Genomic DNA, 16051 nt, shown 5'->3' on the forward strand with positions numbered 1-16051 from the left:
TCAGCATGCAAACTTTTGTGCTGGTAGTACATATTATTTTAGCCGTCTTGATGATTGTGCTGATTCTAGTTCAGCACGGCAAAGGGGCAGATGCTGGTGCTTCTTTTGGTGGCGGCGGTGCGGCGACCGTATTTGGTGCCTCTGGTTCGGGTAATTTTATGACCCGTTTGACTGGAATTTTAACGGCTTTGTTCTTTATCACCAGTCTGACCCTGGCGGTATTTGCCAAACAGCAAACCACCGATGCCTACAGTTTAAAATCAATTCCGGCGACCACAACCGCGCCGGCAACATTGCCTGATTCTTCACCAACTACACCTCAAACTGGCGAATAATTGCAATTAGGCCTTTATTTTTCGCGGTGATGCGACTAGAATGCGTCACAGCTGCGGTGGTGGTGGAATTGGTAGACACGCTACCTTGAGGTGGTAGTGCTTTCGGGCGTGGGGGTTCAAGTCCCCCCTTCCGCACCAAACTTATAATCCAGAACATAAGTTTGGTGTATGCAGCAAAACTTCTGTTGATGCGGGATGGAGCAGTCTGGTAGCTCGTCGGGCTCATAACCCGAAGGTCGTTGGTTCAAATCCAGCTCCCGCTACCAATCAATCCTTTTTAAAGATGCAAACTTTAAAAGGCGGCTTAAGTTTCTTGAGCTGAGAAGAGTTATTTGTACGCTGATGCGGGATGGAGCAGTCTGGTAGCTCGTCGGGCTCATAACCCGAAGGTCGTTGGTTCAAATCCAGCTCCCGCTACCATTTTTAATGGTTGAGTAATATATTTCCATGTTGGTTGAATCTGACGCTTGTTACTCATTCTTCAGCGATAAATAACGCCATATACAGGACATACGATTTTCATTGAAAATTGTGCATATTTTGTATATAATTTTTGCACGTTGATGCGGGATGGAGCAGTCTGGTAGCTCGTCGGGCTCATAACCCGAAGGTCGTTGGTTCAAATCCAGCTCCCGCTACCAAGTTTCTTAAGAGGCTCACAACAAGGTGGGCCTTTTTGCACAGTGGACATTGGTTTTTCTGTGTAATAATAGGGGCGATTTACGCCCTTTTTTATTGGCTATCGTGTAGTGTCGATATGAGCCGGATACGGCATAAACTCAAGTGTCATGTTTCACTACTACTATAGCTTGAATGAGACTGTAGTGGTCAGATCAGGCCATTGAATCGCACCCATATGACGAGAGTAAATGAAGCTATCAAATAAAACCCAGGCACTCCAGGACTTGATTGCACCCGCAGTTGCAGCCTGTGATGTAGATTTGTGGGGAATTGAATTCCTGCCACAAGGTAAACGCTCACTATTGCGTATTTATATCGACAAAGCGGTTGATGAAAATGCCGCACCGGTCCTGAATGAAGACGGTGAACTCGAGCAGGGTCGTGGTGTAGGCGTACAGGATTGTGTGCGCGTGACTCAGCAAGTGGGCGCCATTTTGGACGTTCATGATCCGATCTCAGGTGAATATGCACTCGAAGTGTCTTCACCAGGTTGGGATCGTCCGTTTTTCCAGCTGGAACAGCTTCCTGCCTATATTGGCCAGACCATCGCCTTGCGTTTGATTAGCGCGGTAGAAAACCGTCGTAAATTCCAGGCAAAACTGGTGGCAGTTGACCTTGAAAATGAAACCATTCAGGTTGAAGTTGAAAAACAGCAAGTGCTGGAAATTGACAGCCACAATATCGATAAGGCCAATCTGGTTTATCAAGATTAATTCAATAAATAAGAATCTAAAATAGGTGACTTATGGCACGCGAAATTCTTACCGTCGTTGAAACGGTTAGTAACGAAAAAGGTGTAAGTCGTGAAGCAATCTTTGAGGCGCTAGAGCAGGCTCTTGTTGCTGCGACGAAAAAGAAATTTTACGAAGGCACAAATGCGGAAGAAGCACGTTTACGTGTAGAAATCGACCGTAAAACAGGTGACTACCGTACTTTCCGTCAATGGGAAGTGGTGGCGGATGAAGATCATGAAATGCCAGCATGTCAGGATGCGATTTCTGATGTCGATCCGGCGCAGTGGTCAATTGGTGACATTCGCGAACTTGAAGTGGAATCAATTGATTTCGGTCGTATTGCGGCGCAAATTGCCAAACAGGTAATTGTTCAGAAAATTCGTGAAGCAGAACGTGCACTCGTTGCCGATGCTTATGAAGCCAAAGTGGGCGAGCTGATTTACGGTGAAGTGAAAAAGCAGACCAAAGATGGCTTTATCATTGATTTAGGTGACAATGCCGAAGCGTATCTGGCACGTGAAGAAATGATTCCAAAGGAAATTCTGCGTCCAAAACAGCGCGTGAATGCCATTTTATTTAACGTCAACCGTGAAGGTCGTGGTGCGCAATTACTATTGTCACGTGCGAAACCTGAAATGCTGATGGCGTTAATGAAAAAAGAAATTCCTGAAATTTCTGAAGAAATCATTGAAATCAAGGCGGCTGCGCGTCAACCAGGCGTTCGTGCTAAGATTGCAGTGAAAACCAACGATCATCGTATTGATCCGGTTGGTGCATGTATTGGTATGCGTGGTACGCGTATCCAGGCAGTCCAGCAGGAGCTTAATGGTGAGCGTATTGATGTGGTGGTGTGGTCAGATGATCCGGCACAGTACATTGCCAGCGCATTAGAGCCGGCTGATGTATCGAGTATCGTGATTGATGAAGATGCACGTACTGCCGACATTATTTTTGCCACCAGCGATCAATTGGCCCGTGCCATTGGTTCACAAGGTCAAAACGTACGTCTAGCATCTGAACTGACCGGTTATAAACTGGACATGATGCTGGAAGAAGAATATTACGCGCGTCAGCAAAATGAAGCGCAGCAATATCTGGATATGTTTGTATCGCGTTTGGACATTGCAGAAGACCTGGCGATGGCACTGGTTGAAATGGGCTTCACTTCACTGGAAGAGATTGCCTATGTACCAGCAGAAACATTTGATGAAATTGAGCTTGATGCCGAGCTGGTTGAATTATTGCAAAGTCGTGCCAAAGAAGTGGCTTTGGCAGATGCGTTAAAACAGCAAGAAAATATTCAGGATCCGAGTGACGAACTTCTGGCAATGGAAGGGATGACACAAGAGATCGCCTATGCGCTTGCTGCTCGTGGTGTAGTGACCGTTGATGACTTGGCAGACCAGGCCACCGACGATATCGCAGATATTGAAGGTCTAGGTGCTGACAAAGCGGGTCAACTCATTATGAAAGCACGCGAATCATGGTTTAACTAGGAGGTAATGTATGACGGACAAGACGATTAAAGAGTTAGCGCTCAGCGTAGGACGTCCAGTTGAGAAACTCCTGGAGCAGGTTCGTGATGCAGGTTTACCGCAACGTAAAGCTGACGACATTATTTCCACTGAACAACAAGATACCCTCGTGACCCACTTGAAAAAAGTACATGGTCAAGATGCGGGTAATGCAGGACAAATCACGTTGAAACGTAAAACTACCAGTACTGCTAAAGTGGCAAGTACGTCAGGTAAGGCGAAAACAATTAATGTAGAAGTGCGCAAGAAGCATACATTTGTCAAGCCAGACCCTGAGCAAATCAAAGCAGAAGCTTTGGCCAAAGCACAGGCTGAAGCAGAAGCCAAAGTAGCTGAACAGCAAGCCCGTGAACCGGCGAAGCCAAAAGCTGCGCCAGAAGCTGCCAGCAAAGGCGAATCTAAAGCCAAACAGGCCTTAGAAGCAATGCGTGCTGCTGCGAAACAGGAAACCGCCAAACAGGAAACTTCTAAAGCCGCTGTGGTGGTGAAGCGTAAATCAACCAACAAGCCAGTGGTGAAAGCCCAGGTTAAAGTGGTTGAAACGCCTGAGCAAAAACGCGCCCGTGAAGAACAGGCAGCACAGTTGAAAGCGACTGAAGAAGCTGCACGTCGTAAGGCAGCTGAAGAAGCGCAGCAACGTACCCTTGAGCAAATGCGTAAAATGGCATCGAAGTATTCATCTGATGATGCTGCACCGACCATTCGCGTAATTGATGATTCACCATTGGCCGCAGGTCTGGTGGGTCAGGCCTATGAAGATTCATTTGCCAAAGAAGACCGTGAAATCAAACGTGGTGGCGGAACCAAAGATACCCGTGGCCAGAAGAAAGGTGGCCGTCGTGGTGAAGAACAGTCGTTCCGTGACAACTCGCATAAACGTGGTTTAAAAACCAGTCAGGCCAACAAGCATGGCTTTGAAAAACCAGTGAAAAAACAGGTTTATGATGTAGAAATTGGTGAAACCATTATTGTGGCTGACTTGGCTGCGAAAATGGCAATTAAAGTACGTGAAGTAATCAAGACCCTGATGAAGATGGGTGAGCTGGTCACACAAAACCAGGCCATTGATCAGGATACTGCGGTGCTTGTGGTTGAAGAAATGGGCCACAATCCGGTGCTGGTGTCTGAAACTGCGGCAGAAGACAACCTGCTGGAAGCGGCTGAAGAAGCACGTGGTGAGCAAACTACGCGTCCACCTGTTGTTACCATCATGGGTCACGTTGACCATGGTAAAACCTCGCTTCTTGACCGTATCCGCCGTGCTAAAGTGGCACAAGGCGAAGCCGGTGGTATTACCCAGCATATCGGTGCTTACCATGTGACAACAGACAAAGGTATCATCACCTTCCTAGATACTCCGGGTCACGCCGCGTTTACCGCGATGCGTTCACGTGGTGCCAAAGCGACTGATATCGTGGTGTTGGTGGTTGCAGCAGATGATGGCGTGATGCCACAAACTGCAGAAGCGATTGACCATGCGCGTGCAGCGGGTACGCCAATCATTGTTGCCATCAACAAGATGGACAAAGATTCAGCTGATCCAGACCGCGTACTGAACGAATTAACCACCAAGGAAATCGTGCCTGAAGAATGGGGCGGTGATGTTCCAGTCGCCAAAGTTTCCGCGCATACCGGTGCCGGCATTGACGAATTACTTGACCTGATTTCAATTCAAGCAGAAATGATGGAATTGAAAGCCTCTGAAGAAGGTGCAGCACAAGGTGTGGTGATTGAAGCACGTGTTGATAAAGGCCGTGGTGCAGTGACCTCGATTCTGGTTCAAAACGGTACCCTGAAAGTGGGTGACTTGGTACTTGCCGGTTCATCTTATGGCCGTGTACGTGCCATGACCGATGAAAACGGTAAACGCATCAAGTCTGCTGGTCCATCAATTCCAGTGGAAATTCTGGGTCTGCCAGAAGCGCCAATGGCGGGTGATGAAGTACTGGTGGTCAATGACGAGAAGAAAGCGCGTGAAGTTGCTGATGCGCGTATGGATCGTGAACGTCAGAAACGTCTTGAGCGTCAGTCTGCAATGCGTCTTGAGAACATCATGGCGTCTATGGGCAAGAAAGATGTGCCGATTGTGAACGTGGTACTGAAAACTGACGTACGTGGTACGCTGGAAGCATTGCACGTGGCACTGGCCGAGCTTTCAACGGATGAAGTGAAAGTCCGTGTGATTGGTTCAGGTGTCGGTGCGATCACTGAATCTGACGTAACGCTGGCTGAATCTTCAGAAGCGGTACTGCTGGGCTTTAACGTTCGTGCCGACAATACTGCACGTCAAAAAGCCGATGCTGACGGTATCGACATCCGTTACTACTCGATCATCTATCAATTGATTGATGACGTGAAAGATGCGATGAGCGGCAAGCTGGCACCAGAACACCGTGAAACGATTCTGGGTGTGGCGGAAGTCCGTGAAGTATTCCACTCAAGCAAGTTCGGTGCAGCAGCAGGCTGTATGGTACTGGAAGGTACTTTACACCGTAACAAGCCGATTCGCGTATTACGTGATGATGTGGTGGTGTTCCAGGGCGAACTTGAATCTCTGCGTCGTTATAAAGACGTGGTGGAAGAAGTCCGTGCTGGTATGGAATGTGGTCTTGCAGTCAAAGGCTATAAAGACATCAAAGTACAAGACAAGATTGAAGTGTACGATGTCCAACTAATTAAACGGAGTCTTTAATGGCGGGTAGTCAGCGTCTTAAGCGAATGGCAGATACGGTACAACGCGAGTTGTCCGACCTGATCCGCCAGGAGCTGAAAGATCCACGTCTGGGTGGTCTGGTGACCATCTCGGCGGTGAAAGTCAGCCCAGATTTAGGCTATGCCGAAGTGTATGTGACCGTAATGGGTCGTGAACTTGGCGATGAGCAAAGTGAAGCGGCAAACAAGGAAACCCTGGATGTGCTTAACAAAGCCTCCGGTTTCCTGCGCCATGAGCTGAGCCGTCGGATCAAGACCCGGATTACGCCGCGTTTGCGTTTCCATTACGACAAAACCAATGCCTACGGTAACTATATGTTTGGTCTGATTGCAGAAGCAGTAAAAGATTTACCAGCTGCCGATGCAAAAAAAGATGAAGAATAAGTAGGCCAGCAGGTCTATGCAAAAAAGCCACCTTCGGGTGGCTTTTTTTATGTCATCCGTAATTACTTAACTTGCTTATCTTCCAGCAGAAACAAGCGCTTTAAGATTGCAATCAGGCAAGGGCAGGGCGGTTGAGACAGCACATAAAAAACCTGACCAGGAACAATCCGGGTCAGGTTTTTTTAGAAGATGACGCGAAGACTTATTCGTCTTTAGAGGGTTTGATTCTGCCCAGTGGTTCACGATCTGTAAAGGCGCGGCGACGGCTACGCTGCCATGGTAGCGGACGTTCCAGGGTTTCTGGGACTTCACCACTCATCGAGCGCAGACGTAAATGCAGGGCTGCCTGTGCCATCAGGTTGGCCGATACCGGCGCGGTAATAAAGGCAAACAGGGTAATCAGCACTTCTGCAAAACCGAAGCGACCCAGATAAGCTGAATAAATAATGGCAGCAATCAGGAAGCTGCCCAGACCTAAGGTACTGGACTTGGTCGGGGCATGCAGGCGCATAAACAGGTCCGGCAGACGAATCATGCCAATTCCGCCGACCAGCATAAAGAAGGTGCCGATTAACAGGAAAATGGAGACCAGGATTTCCATCATCAGTTGCATGCTGTTCTCCTAATCAATCACGTGGCCAGAGGTGAAGTAACGGGCCAGGGCAGCGGTTGAAACAAAGCCTAGCATCGCCACCAGTAACGCACCTTCAAACAGTGAAGTACTGGTCCAGTAAATGCCCAGCACCACAATCAGACAGGTCGCATTTAAAAACAGGGTATCCAGCGCCAGCAGACGATCCACAATTGACGGTCCCATAATCAGGCGAATCAGGCACATAAACATCGAGCCGGCAATGGCAATCAGGCAGATGCCAAGCGCATAAGGCAATATCATCATGAGGCCACTCCTGTCTTGACGTTAAAGATTTCAATCAGCGGCTGTTCATAACGGCTCTTGATCAGGGCAATTTCAGCTTCTTCGTCATCTGTACTTAAGGCATGTACCAGAATATCGCCACGGTCCTGGTCAATACCGGCCGTGACCGTCCCCGGCGTGGTGGTAATGATCATCGCCAGCAGGGTGTTGACCTGTTCATGCTCGGTCTCCAGTGGCACACGGAACCATTTCGGATGCAGCGCATCGGTGGGTCCCAGCACCTGTTTGGCGACGCGGATATTGGACAGGATAATATCCCAGACCACCACCCAGAACAGTTTAAAGGCTGGCACCCAGTGGATATTCGGGGTGCGGGCAATAAACGGTTTGACCATCAGTGGAATCAGGATACTCAGGATCAATGCCATCAGCAGATTGCCGGCAGAAACACTATGTGCCAGTAACAACCAGCTAATGGCTACAATCACCGAAACAAAGGGATGTGGCAGCCAGATATCCCAAAACGATGTCTTTTGCATAGTTATGGCTCCATAGGTTTAAGTTGTGGCAGGTCGTTGCTTGCGGCGTCCTGCTCAATCTGCTGATTGATCTGACGTTGTTTATAGTCCGAAATATGCTCACCTTCCAGTGTATTTGGACTGATTACATACGGAATCAGCTTGGCATTCGGGTCCGGTTTTTCACCACTGTATTTGGTTTCTGGCAAATAGTTTGGATCATAAGGCTGGACGCTAATCACCTGGCCGGTTTCATCCTGCTTTAACACCGCCATTTCATACAGACGGTTGTTCTGCATTTGCTGGGCCGTGCTAAAGGCATAACGCTGGATTGGATTAGCAAAAACCACATAAGCCACCAGTGCTGCCAATAACAGGTAAATGGCCTTATCATTGCCTTTCGGGGCCTTGGCTGGCAGGGCCTGGTAGCTGTGATAGGCGTCATTGTCCGGATCATCTTCCGGACGCGATGCGCGCCAGAACAGGATAAAGCCAACCCGGGTCAGGGCCAGAATACTGAGTAAACCAACTAGCAGCACCACGGCAATAATAATGCCCTGATAAGGCGCATCAGCCGTGGCCTGTAACAAGAATACTTTACCGAGGAAGCCACTAAAAGGCGGCAGGCCGGCAATCATTAGTGCAATCAGCAGATAGGTAATTGACATCACTTTATGCTGTTTCATTTGCGGGGCGATATTAAAGTGATCCTTAAATTCACCGCGCTGCGCCGTGACCCAGCCGCAGAACAGATAGAAGGCAGCGGCAATTAAGGTACTGTGTACCAGATAATACAACGCTGCCGTCCAGGCCTGGGTGCTAAACAGGGCAATCGCAATCAGGATGGTGCCAATCGACGACAGCATCATAAAACCGACAAAACGGCGTAAGCGTTCTGCCCCAATTGCACCGATGACGCCATACAGTGAGGTAATCAGGCCAATTGGCAATAACCAGTTGCTGAGAATTTTCTGACTCAGTTCATCATCAAAGACCGTCCCATTGACCCTTAAAATCGCATAAATCCCGACCTTGGTCATAATGGTAAAAATCGCCGCCACAGGGGTAGCTGCTACGGCATAGGTTTTCGGTAACCAGAAGCCGACTGGCAGCATCGCCGCTTTAATCCCGAACACAATAAACAGGATCAAGCCGCCGACCACCGCCAGACGATGCTGATCTTCTGCCAGCGTCGGTATTAAACGGGCCACATCGGCCATGTTGAGGCTGCCGACACTGCCGTAAATCATGCCCAGACCAATCAGGAACAGCGCTGAAGCCAGCAGGTTGATGGTGACGTAATGCACCCCAAGCTGAAAGCGCGGTTTGCCTTGGCTATGCAGCAACAGCACATACGAAGCCAGCAGCAGCACTTCAAAAAATACGAACAGGTTAAATAAATCGCCGGTGAGGAAAGCCCCGCACAAGCCCATCATCAGGAAATGGAACATGGCATGGAAATAGCGACCACGTTCATCCCATTGCTGGCAGGCGAACCACAGCACTGGCAAGGCCAGACCGTAGGTCAGTACCAGCATTAGCGCAGACAGCTGATCCAGCACCAGTACAATCCCGAATGGAGCTGACCATTCAGACAGGTTGTAGACAGTAATCTGGCCGGTTTTGGCCAGCATCAGATAGCTGATCGCCAAGCCCAGTCCGAGAATAGTCGAAATCAGGCTGATGCCACGACGCCACGGCTGGCGCCAGTCATACGACAGCGAACCCGAACCCGGGTTGCCCAGCAGCACTAGAATAAAACCGGTAAAAGCCGGCAGCAGGATGCTGAGAATAGGAGTGTGTTGCGCCCAGAATTGGATAAAGTCATGCATTATGGCTCATCCTCACGTGGGTCAAGTAAAGCAGGATCATCTTTGGCATCCACATGGTCGGTTCCCGATTCATAACGGCTGCGTAAGGCCAGTTGCACCACAAAGGCGGTGGTGGCAAAGCCAATTACAATAGCAGTCAGCACCAGTGCTTGCGGTAAAGGGTCGGTGGATTGTGCTGCCGTGGTTAAAATGGCCGGTGCATTCAGCTGAATCCGGCCCATGGCGAACAGGAAAATATTGACTGCATAACCAATCATGGCCAGGCCCAGTACCACCGGAAAGGTACGTGCCCTTAAGATCAGGTACACGCCGGTGGCGACCAGTAAACCTACAGAGGTTGCGACTAAAAATTCGATACTAATCATGCTTACCCCCGAGGAATTGGACCAGACATACTGGAGTGACGCGAGTCGCCCAGCACGGAAATCAGCAACATGGTTGCCCCGACAACGGTGACATAGACCCCGACATCAAACAGTGCCGCTGAAGCCAAATGCAGCTCACCAATCACCGGCGGATTGACATAAATATGCGCGCTGGTCAGGAATGGACGGCCCCAGAACCAGGCTGCAATCCCGGTCATGCCGGCAATGGTTAGACCGGAACCAATCCAGATTTCATATAAACGTCCGGATTTGGCTTTCAGCATTTGCTCGGTTTGGTCCTGACCAATGGCAATGTACTGAATGATCAGTGCCATTGATGTGACCAGTCCGGCAATAAAGCCACCGCCTGGCAGGTTGTGCCCGCGCAGGAAAATATACAGGCTGATTACTAGGGCCACTGGTAAAATCCAGGAAGCGGTCATGCGCAGCATCAGTGGAGATGGGTTAAAACGATAGGTCAGGCCCTGCGTCATGGTGGTGCCGTGGGCACGCATACCATCCATCAGGCAGAGGGCACCAATGGCAGCAATACCGAGTACGGTAATTTCACCGAAGGTATCGAAGCCACGGAAGTCGACCAGAATCACGTTGACCACGTTGGTACCGCCGCCCAGTGGAATCGACTGCTGGTTAAAGAACCATGAAATCGAGTTGTGATCACGGGTCATGATTAACCAGGCCAGCCAGCTGATGCCAGCACCGGCCAGAATTGCAATTCCGGCATCGCGCCAGCGGCGGGTGCTGCTTGACTCATACGGGGTTAATTGTGGCAGCAGCGACAGGCTCATCAGTAACAGCACGGTGGTCACCACATCGACGGTAATCTGGGTTTGGGCCAGATCCGGAGCCGACAGGGTTACAAAGATCATGGTTACCACCAGACCGACGGCGCCACTGATCAGGACAGCTTTAATCCGTTCATGATGGAACCACAGCATCATCCAGCAGGCACTGAATAACAGCAGCCACAAGACAATGGCAATTGCAGGTGCCTGGGTCAGCTCACGCGTACCGGTACCAATCCCCTGATTCAGCAGCGGCACCGACACCAGTGCAATGGTAAACACCAGAATCCAGAACAGATAACTTTGTAGGGAGCCGTTTTCGGTCAGGCGTTTAAAGCGGCGCGAGTTCAGCAATAGGCCTTTTAAGAACAGGTCAAATAACACCCGTCCCTGTAAGCGGCCCAATGCCGGATCAAGATCAATCTCGCGGATACGGCCGCCTTTGGCCAGGGCAAAATACATCACCAGACCGCCCACCAGCGCAATCACACTCATTAGCAATGGCAGGTTAAAGCCGTGCCAGATGGCCAGATGGGTGCCTTCAAAATTCATCAGCTGGGTACTGGCACGGGTGGTGCTATTGACCAGATGCTCAACCAGCAGGGCAGGGAACAGGCCGACAGCAATACATAAAATCGCCAGAATCAGGGCCGGTGCGCGCATGCCCATTGGCGGTTCATGTGCATCTTTATTGGGTACGTCTTTGCCAATCGGGCCATCGAAGAACACGCCATGCACTAAGCGCACCGAATAGGCCACGGCAAAAATACCGGCCAGTGTCGCGACAATTGCCGAGATCACCACCACCGGTCCGCTTAAATTGGCCAGCAGTTCGGTAAAGAACATTTCTTTGGACAGGAAGCCGTTGAACAGAGGCACACCTGCCATCGACGCAGCCGTAATCATGGTTAGCGTACCGGTAAACGGTAACAGCTGCCATAAGCCACTCAGTTTGCGTAAATCACGGGTGCCGGATTCATGGTCAATAATCCCGGCAATCATGAACAGCGCCGCTTTAAAGGTGGCGTGGTTAATAATATGGAAAATGGCTGCAGCTACGGCCAGCGGAGAACCAATCCCGAGCAGGCAGACAATCAGGCCCAAATGGCTGATGGTGGAATAGGCCAGCAGACCTTTCAGATCTTCTTTGAAAATGGCAAAGAAAGCCGCGATACACAGGGTAAACAGACCAACAAAGGTGACCAGATTATGGTACAGCGCCGCGCCGGCAAAAATTGGCAGCAGACGCGCCAGCAGGAAAATTCCGGCTTTCACCATGGTCGCGGAGTGCAGATAGGCCGATACCGGCGTTGGTGCCGCCATGGCATTCGGCAACCAGAAATGGAACGGGAACTGGGCACTTTTGGTAAAGGCGCCGAGTAAAATCAGCAATAAACTGGGTACAAACAGCACATGGCTTTGAATCTGATCGGTCATGGTCAGAATCTGGTCCAGCTCATAGGTGCCGGTGATCTGTCCGAGCAGGACAAAACCACCCAGCATGGCCAGGCCGCCCATGCCGGTAATGGTTAGGGCCATACGTGAGCCGCGTTGAGCCGCTTCGTAATTGCTCCAGTAACCCACCAGCAGGAACGAGGAAATACTGGTCAGTTCCCAGAACACCAGCAGGATAATCAGGTTATTCGACAATGAAATCCCGAGCATGGCTGCCATAAACAGCATGAGCAGGAGATACAGTTTGCTGAGGGAGTTTTTGGGGCTTAAATAATAATAAGCATAAATAAAGATGAGGGTACCGATACCGGTAATCAGCAAAGAAAATAATAAACCTAAAGCATCCAGGCGAAAGCTTAAATCAATCCCTAACTGGGGTAGCCACGACCATGACTGAATGATTGTGGCGCCATTAAAGACATCCTTTGCTTGAGTCAGTAACAGGATCAGACTGCTTAAACTGACTCCTATCGCCCCTAAAGCCGTTACCCCGCGCGAGAATTGCTTCAGCCACGAGACAAGGGTTGTGCCAAGTACCAGCGGTAGCAATATAATAATCGATAGCACACTCGTATCCATTGTCTTGATAGGTTCAAAACCTAAGGGTGAATCTTATCTTTCAAGGATTACAGGAATGCAAGGAGCAGTCCAAAATACTCAATCTTGAAAGCCGAAAAATAGAATTATGTCTAAATAAACAAGTTGTGTTGCGCAACTTGAGAAACTTATAGAAAATCGGATTTTACTATAAAAATATAAATCTGATTGATTTTATTACATGAATAAAACAACATCAATTTGTTTTTGCGCACACGGCAGACATTATACGCCGCCGAACTTTTTTCAGGATGAAATTGTTAGATCAGACCGGACTTTTTCGGCTGATTTTCCGATATTCCCCCATATTCAAAGCCGTATCTAAGGCAACGGATGCGGGGTCGAGGTGTCATCATCATTTTGCAGCCGTTTCAGCAGGGCTTCCTGCTGTTCGGCATTTAAATGCTGCTGAATCTGCTGATAGAGGTCCTTCACGCTGGCCGGCTCCTGTACCGCTTCTTCACTCAGGCTTTCATCGCTGCTGCTGGCTTCAGTCTGCATAAACTGGGCATAAATGGCGTCGAGCTGTTCCTGCACCGGTTGCAGATGAATTGGATGTAATTGCTGCTGATCCAGCCTTAAACATTGATAGTCTTCGGCATTTTCCAAGAGTGCCGTGCGGTTACCGGTGGCAATAATCTGCAGTGCCGGAAAAGCCTGATGCAAACGCGCCAGAATTACCGAGGCCATATCCTGATCGAGCTGATGATCGACCTGATCAATCAGCAGAATGCCGTCGCCTTCTAGAGTTGGATACAGACTATAAGGATTCAGCAGACATAAACGCCGCACAATATCGCCGACCAGTGCAATCCAGTTGCGGATACTGTTGGACAGCTGCTGATAGAGCTGGGTTTTGCCCTGATAGGTGACCATCAATTGCAGTTTCGGATGATATTGCAGATAAATCTGGCTCAGTTCCGGCAGCACAATTTGTAGTGCATCGCGCAGGGCCTGCAGACTTGGCGCGTGCATCTGGGCATGTGCCTGCATCAGTTTGTCACGCCGTGGAGGTTCTGCGTCGGGATGCTGCGGATGTAATAACTGTTCAATCAGTTGGGCGCTCTGGGCGTTTTCAATATCGGAAATTTCCCGGAACCACTCAAAGAAGCGTGTAAAGGTGGTGAAGGGGATGGCCGAAATTTCATAGGCATGTGCGGCCTGAAAAATCAGCGGATTGTTTTTACTTAGCAGATTGACTTCATTGACAAAACGTTCGGCCGGATAATAGGCAATTAATGGCAGACCTTGTAGCGGGTCCTGTTTTACCGCCTGCTGGTACAGGCTGACCATTTTTTCCAGTTTCTGGGTTTCGGTCTTGCTGACCCCGACGCCGTTGCTGTTCAGGGTTTTGTACAGCTGCCAGTCGCAGCACTGACGGTCCTGCTGCTGGGCATCGCTGCTTTCCGGCAGGCTGCCAATGTCTTTGGGAAAACACACGCACAGATCAATTTTGGACTGCAGCCGGGTGTGCATAATGTCCTGATCAAGCATGACCAGTCCCGAGGTGCGTAAATCTTTATAACGGGCAGCAAACCAGGTCAGTGCCTGATAGGTGAAGCGCAGTAGCGAGGTTTTACCGGAACTCTGATTGCCCAGAATTAAGGCCACAGGCTGTTGCTGCGGATGCAGTTGTAGCTGAAGGTCGGTAAAGTGGGTGATGTGCTTGAACTGGACAGACTGAATTTTCATGGGTCACCTGCATGCTTTAACCCACCGCCTTACGCAAGGACACCGGCATCTGCTGTTTCAGCTGTTGCACCAGATCGTAAATATGATGGATATTTAAGCTTACTTTAGCACGTGTGCAGGCCACGTACAGTAATCGTAACTCTTCATCACTAATTTTATGATCGCGTTCATTGACCTTGAACTGATAGTCATCTTCCAGATGCACGCGGTCCCATTCCAGCCCTTTGGCTTTGTGTGCGGTTGAAATAATATAGTCGGCCTGACCAATCGGGGTGATTTTGGCCAGCGCCTTTTTCAGCGGATCGGTACCATGATCATCCACCAGTTTTACCAGCGGCTTAATGTCGCTGCCTTCATTGGTTTCGCAATATTCATGTACATCGTGCCAGGAGTTAAACCAGGCCAGTTCCGGCACATCGGTGACGCGGCGGCCCTGTTTCAGCATACTGGCGGCATCGACAAAGCGGTTCAGTTTGACATGATCGGCCTGCAGGCTGACCTTGTCACCATGTACCAGACCGGCCAGCAGCAATTCCATCGCCCGGGCATTGGTGCGGCATAAAATCGCATCACGCTGTTTGGTATGCGGCTTGTTCACCACTTTGGAATGTAAATCCGGGTTGCCGAGCAGCGGCACAGTTTCATTTAAACCGCCGAGAATGGCATTGGCGGTCATGGCGATGTCCGGACCAAAACGGAATGAGGTGGTTAAGCGCGACTCCGGCAAAGGCAGTTGCTGCATGGCGTTGATGGCACCGCGCCAGGCATAAATTTGCTGATGGGCATCGCCAACATAAATCACCTGGGTGTTACGCTGTTTGAGCAGAATCCCCAGCATTAGCGGGTCGGCATCTTGCGCTTCATCAAACAGCACATAATCGGCCGGAATATTCGGTTCCGACAGTGCCCACAGTTTCAGGTAAATATCATGACCGATTCCGGCCTGATGGTTCAGATCTATCGATTCCAGCCAGCGCCGTTCTACTGCCGGATACAAATGTTTTTGCAGCAGCTCGGCATCATCGGGGTGCAGCCAGTTCGGTGCCTGAATATGCCGTGGTGCCGGATATTGCGAGCTGGTCGAGCAGAAATAGCCAACTGCATTGGCCACCAGACTGGCCAGCCGTGACGGCATCAGCACATATTTTTCATAGCGGCCGCCCATCATCCGGCGCAGGGTAATCGGCTCGAGACGATATTCCTTGGCAATAAAACTCGGACTCAGGCGCGGCAGGCGCAGTTTGTCGGTGACTCCACGTGGAACACTACGAAAGGCCAGCGAGTGAAAGGTGCGACAATCGACATTGCGATGAAACTTGTGTTGCGCTTCTGCGGCAATGGATTTGTTAAAGGCCAGATACATGCCACGCCGCTCCGGCATGGCTTCACTGATCATCTGCAAGGTGGTGGTTTTCCCTGTGCCGGCATAGGCAATCACCTTGAAGGATTTGCCCAGACGTGCGTTATCAATGGCAGTGGCCTGCTCATAGGTGGCGGTCGGTTTCTTCAGCTCAGACACAGGGCGACA

The 16051-nt window shown here is 50.0% G+C and carries 13 protein-coding genes and 4 tRNA genes; 9 read left to right on the forward strand and 8 right to left on the reverse strand.

Translation table 11 applies throughout. The features are described 5' to 3' along the window. Positions 1–5 precede the first annotated feature (5 nt). From secG to FTT64_RS02445, 9 genes are all read left to right on the forward strand, one after another. Positions 6–335 (forward strand): preprotein translocase subunit SecG, encoded by a 330-nt coding sequence (gene secG / locus FTT64_RS02405; RefSeq protein WP_005181783.1) that lies wholly within the window; start codon positions 6–8, stop codon positions 333–335. A 53-nt stretch (positions 336–388) separates the two neighbouring features. After that, positions 389–473 (forward strand) — tRNA-Leu (locus FTT64_RS02410). Positions 474–524: 51 nt separating this feature from the next. Then, positions 525–601 (forward strand) — tRNA-Met (locus FTT64_RS02415). Positions 602–678: 77 nt separating this feature from the next. Then, positions 679–755 (forward strand) — tRNA-Met (locus FTT64_RS02420). Positions 756–899: 144 nt separating this feature from the next. Further along, positions 900–976 (forward strand) — tRNA-Met (locus FTT64_RS02425). A gap of 228 nt (positions 977–1204) precedes the next feature. Further along, positions 1205–1729: a ribosome maturation factor RimP gene (gene rimP, locus FTT64_RS02430; RefSeq protein WP_005181784.1), complete on the forward strand. Its 525-nt coding sequence runs from the start codon at positions 1205–1207 to the stop codon at positions 1727–1729. A gap of 32 nt (positions 1730–1761) precedes the next feature. Further along, positions 1762–3246 carry a transcription termination factor NusA gene (nusA, locus tag FTT64_RS02435; protein ID WP_005181786.1) on the forward strand — a complete coding sequence of 495 codons (1485 nt, stop codon included), beginning with the start codon at positions 1762–1764 and terminating at the stop codon, positions 3244–3246. Positions 3247–3256: 10 nt separating this feature from the next. Then, on the forward strand, positions 3257–5977 hold the full coding sequence (infB, locus tag FTT64_RS02440) for a translation initiation factor IF-2 (RefSeq protein ID WP_168396668.1): 2721 nt from the start codon (positions 3257–3259) through the stop codon (positions 5975–5977). Continuing rightward, the gene (locus FTT64_RS02445; RefSeq protein WP_005181793.1) at positions 5977–6381 is read left to right on the forward strand and encodes a ribosome-binding factor A; all 405 of its coding nucleotides are present in this window, start codon (positions 5977–5979) and stop codon (positions 6379–6381) included. Before infB ends, FTT64_RS02445 begins: the two co-directional genes overlap by 1 nt. A gap of 202 nt (positions 6382–6583) precedes the next feature. Here FTT64_RS02445 and FTT64_RS02450 read toward each other — a convergent pair whose 3' ends face one another. The 8 genes from FTT64_RS02450 to FTT64_RS02485 form a co-directional block, all read right to left on the reverse strand. Then, positions 6584–6994 (reverse strand): Na+/H+ antiporter subunit G, encoded by a 411-nt coding sequence (locus FTT64_RS02450; RefSeq protein ID WP_016659653.1) that lies wholly within the window; start codon positions 6992–6994, stop codon positions 6584–6586. A gap of 9 nt (positions 6995–7003) precedes the next feature. Further along, on the reverse strand, positions 7004–7279 hold the full coding sequence (locus FTT64_RS02455; RefSeq protein WP_005181799.1) for a monovalent cation/H+ antiporter subunit F: 276 nt from the start codon (positions 7277–7279) through the stop codon (positions 7004–7006). Then, positions 7276–7797: a Na+/H+ antiporter subunit E gene (locus tag FTT64_RS02460; RefSeq protein ID WP_104499197.1), complete on the reverse strand. Its 522-nt coding sequence runs from the start codon at positions 7795–7797 to the stop codon at positions 7276–7278. The genes FTT64_RS02455 and FTT64_RS02460 overlap by 4 nt, the downstream gene beginning before the upstream one ends. Before the next feature lie 2 nt (positions 7798–7799). Beyond that, a complete protein-coding gene (locus tag FTT64_RS02465) occupies positions 7800–9608 on the reverse strand; it encodes a monovalent cation/H+ antiporter subunit D (protein WP_163143043.1) in 1809 nt (602 codons plus the stop codon). Next, positions 9608–9973, reverse strand: a complete 366-nt coding sequence (locus tag FTT64_RS02470; protein WP_075167613.1) for a Na+/H+ antiporter subunit C — start codon at positions 9971–9973, stop codon at positions 9608–9610. The genes FTT64_RS02465 and FTT64_RS02470 overlap by 1 nt, the downstream gene beginning before the upstream one ends. 2 nt (positions 9974–9975) lie before the next feature. Further along, positions 9976–12813: a monovalent cation/H+ antiporter subunit A gene (locus FTT64_RS02475; protein ID WP_168396669.1), complete on the reverse strand. Its 2838-nt coding sequence runs from the start codon at positions 12811–12813 to the stop codon at positions 9976–9978. 339 nt (positions 12814–13152) lie between these two features. Beyond that, on the reverse strand, positions 13153–14523 hold the full coding sequence (locus FTT64_RS02480; RefSeq protein ID WP_180181996.1) for an AAA family ATPase: 1371 nt from the start codon (positions 14521–14523) through the stop codon (positions 13153–13155). Between the two features lie 16 nt (positions 14524–14539). After that, on the reverse strand, positions 14540–16042 hold the full coding sequence (locus FTT64_RS02485; protein ID WP_168396671.1) for a UvrD-helicase domain-containing protein: 1503 nt from the start codon (positions 16040–16042) through the stop codon (positions 14540–14542). Positions 16043–16051 lie beyond the last annotated feature (9 nt).

This window comes from Acinetobacter sp. Q186-3 (genome assembly GCF_013420655.1).
GTDB lineage: Bacteria > Pseudomonadota > Gammaproteobacteria > Pseudomonadales > Moraxellaceae > Acinetobacter > Acinetobacter indicus.

Excerpts from the sequence above, each read along its gene's own strand:
- FTT64_RS02465 (WP_163143043.1), bottom strand. The coding sequence starts at position 9,608 with ATGCATGACTTTATCCAATTCTGGGCGCAACACACTCCTATTCTCAGC.
- secG (WP_005181783.1), top strand. The coding sequence starts at position 6 with ATGCAAACTTTTGTGCTGGTAGTACATATTATTTTAGCCGTCTTGATG.
- FTT64_RS02475 (WP_168396669.1), bottom strand. The coding sequence starts at position 12,813 with ATGGATACGAGTGTGCTATCGATTATTATATTGCTACCGCTGGTACTT.
- FTT64_RS02480 (WP_180181996.1), bottom strand. The coding sequence starts at position 14,523 with ATGAAAATTCAGTCTGTCCAGTTCAAGCACATCACCCACTTTACCGAC.
- nusA (WP_005181786.1), top strand. The coding sequence starts at position 1,762 with ATGGCACGCGAAATTCTTACCGTCGTTGAAACGGTTAGTAACGAAAAA.
- rimP (WP_005181784.1), top strand. The coding sequence starts at position 1,205 with ATGAAGCTATCAAATAAAACCCAGGCACTCCAGGACTTGATTGCACCC.
- infB (WP_168396668.1), top strand. The coding sequence starts at position 3,257 with ATGACGGACAAGACGATTAAAGAGTTAGCGCTCAGCGTAGGACGTCCA.
- FTT64_RS02470 (WP_075167613.1), bottom strand. The coding sequence starts at position 9,973 with ATGATTAGTATCGAATTTTTAGTCGCAACCTCTGTAGGTTTACTGGTC.
- FTT64_RS02445 (WP_005181793.1), top strand. The coding sequence starts at position 5,977 with ATGGCGGGTAGTCAGCGTCTTAAGCGAATGGCAGATACGGTACAACGC.
- FTT64_RS02455 (WP_005181799.1), bottom strand. The coding sequence starts at position 7,279 with ATGATGATATTGCCTTATGCGCTTGGCATCTGCCTGATTGCCATTGCC.
- FTT64_RS02450 (WP_016659653.1), bottom strand. The coding sequence starts at position 6,994 with ATGCAACTGATGATGGAAATCCTGGTCTCCATTTTCCTGTTAATCGGC.
- FTT64_RS02460 (WP_104499197.1), bottom strand. The coding sequence starts at position 7,797 with ATGCAAAAGACATCGTTTTGGGATATCTGGCTGCCACATCCCTTTGTT.